The sequence below is a fragment of the Herbaspirillum sp. UBA812 genome (assembly GCF_002296545.1).
In the GTDB taxonomy this organism is placed as follows: Bacteria; Pseudomonadota; Gammaproteobacteria; order Burkholderiales; family Burkholderiaceae_D; genus Herbaspirillum; species Herbaspirillum huttiense.
On sequence record NZ_DBIC01000109.1, the window covers coordinates 7,801 to 8,133 of the forward strand.

The following is a 333-nucleotide window of genomic DNA, read 5'->3' on the forward strand; positions in this document are numbered from 1 at the left end:
ATCGGCGACATGCCGCTGGACCTGCAGACGCGCCTGTTGCGCGTGCTGTCCGACGGGCACTTCTATCGTGTCGGCGGCCATCAGTCGCTGAAGGCCAATGTACGCGTCATTGCGGCCACTCACCAGAACCTGGAGCAGCGTGTACGTGAAGGTTTGTTCCGGGAAGACTTGTACCACCGCCTGAACGTGATCCGCCTGCGCCTGCCCAGCCTGCGCGAACGCAGCGAAGACATTCCCATCCTGGCCCGCTACTTCCTGGCGCAGAGTGCGCGCCAGCTGGGCGTGGAAGCCAAGCGCCTGTCGCCGCAGGCGATGCAGTTCCTGTCGCAGCTG

At 64.6% G+C, this 333-nt stretch carries 1 protein-coding gene; it reads left to right on the forward strand.

All coding sequences use genetic code 11. The features are described 5' to 3' along the window. A partial coding sequence (locus B3873_RS07175) for a sigma 54-interacting transcriptional regulator (RefSeq protein WP_286864937.1) occupies positions 1-333 on the forward strand: 333 nt, incomplete at both ends.